The 1,753-nt window shown below is 54.2% G+C and carries 1 protein-coding gene; it reads left to right on the top strand.

Features of this window, described 5'->3' with window-relative positions; genetic code table 11:
- Positions 1-603: 603 nt before the first annotated feature.
- Positions 604-1,125, top strand: a complete 522-nt coding sequence (locus H1B37_RS32710; protein ID WP_182871469.1) for a hypothetical protein — start codon at positions 604-606, stop codon at positions 1,123-1,125.
- Positions 1,126-1,753 lie beyond the last annotated feature (628 nt).

Genomic DNA, 1,753 nt, shown 5'->3' on the forward strand with positions numbered 1-1,753 from the left:
TCACAAAGCATTCACACGTTTCTACATGCCCGTTATATATACGGACCGAAGTACAACGCGCTACTTTTGAACGCGCCAGACTGCTGTTCCGCGATGCTCTCAATCGACGCATTGATACGGGACTCACTACAGCAGGCGGACTGGTACTACCAAATCCAAGCCCTGGCTAATCGAAGCCCCGGTTTCCAATGGCCATCTGTTTGGCAGCACCTTCCATTTCCTCAGCTAGTAACCCATTACCAACCACACGTCACATCGAACGCTCTTTGGCCGGTCGTCAAAGCCTATGCTTGCAGCAAGCGATGCAAACGCACCAACAAAGTGACCGACCCAAAGATTGATTGGCCACGTTATATTGGCAGCTATCCAGATATCTATCCGGCGCCGCCGATCATTCCATCAATTCCAGCACCGTCTATCGTCCCAAGCCCACTCACTCCTGCAGCTGGCCCAAAGGAAACCCCGGCGACTCGTCCTCCGTATCGTCCAAAACCTGTGATCTTTCCGAATGGCACCCCTGGCATTCGGCCCCCTGGAGTACCGGAGCCACGCCCCACGAGATTCCCCAACCCATCGATTCCATTGAGTCCGCGGAGGTGACCGATGGGCGACTACGGCAGTGCAACTCGTGATTTTCGTAACGCATGCGATAAATTGGGTATTCTCGTTGGCCGAATTCCAGTTACCACTTTCGAAACCGTTGGCTTTAGGACCCCGCAGTTTTTGGACTTCCTTTCAAACAACTCAATCCTTCGGGGCATCGATGGAAACGAAAAAGGCCTGATACTGTCAGAAATACTAGGGGTTCACCCTGCAATCGCCCGGATGCGCGCACTAGCCATAACAAGATTTGCGGAGCTTTATCTTCTAGGCCATTGCCGGAATGGTGACCCTATCTTTCTCAAGCACTCTGAATTTGGCCCACTGACATATTTTGGAGACATGTCGGCTCTTCTCACGGACGGGAGGATTGAAATAGTCTCGACTCAACTTGATGTTGGTGAATTTATGCTGCTCATCGCAGGCGACAGGCTTGCTGTGGTCGGACGTGATTTTCACGAGCAGGCACGTCTTTTTGGGTCACCTCGGCTTGTGATTGCAACCGGGGTTACGATCGATTGGTAAGGTGCAGATCAAAGGTGTCGGGTTCCGGAAGAAAAAACGTCAGGAGCTGTATTGGCGCGAAATGCAATCTGGCGTTCACTGTCTCTGGGCTCACGGCGGACGATTGGCGTGAACGCAGGACTGAGTCAACTTCCGCCGCAATGCTTGGCCGCCTTGCCCATCCTATTGAACGACCGCACACGGCCCGTGCACGAAAGAACGCCGAAGGCACGGCGGGTAGGATGCCCGTCGACTGAAACCCGTCGGGGACAGGATGTCCGTCGGAGAACGATGGCAGGGATGAAGTTCGAAGGGTGAAGAGTGAAGGGTGAAAGAAGACACTCGCGTGAACCAACTCAGACGATTGACTTGGCCAGCGTTCGCCGACCGGAGTGAGGGAGGGATCGACCGAGCGGAGCCGACGGCTCGCGGAGGTGGTGACAGCGCCCGAAGGATGAGGGTGGCGCCGAGCGCGAGCGAGCAGCAGCGACGCCGAGGGTGGAGATGATCAAAAGGCTTGGGTTGCCATGACGGCTCCCTCAATTCATCATCAGGAAATATTTTTGCTTGCTTCTACTTTGACAGTGGACGGTCCGAAATGACGATTGGAATTGATCCGACGGTCGATTTTGCATGCAAGCGACTTTTG

It is taken from the genome of Stieleria mannarensis (genome assembly GCF_014154935.1).
Classification (GTDB): Bacteria; Planctomycetota; Planctomycetia; order Pirellulales; family Pirellulaceae; genus Stieleria; species Stieleria mannarensis.

Coding starts and splice junctions, on each gene's coding strand:
- H1B37_RS32710 (WP_182871469.1), top strand. CDS start 604: ATGGGCGACTACGGCAGTGCAACTCGTGATTTTCGTAACGCATGCGAT.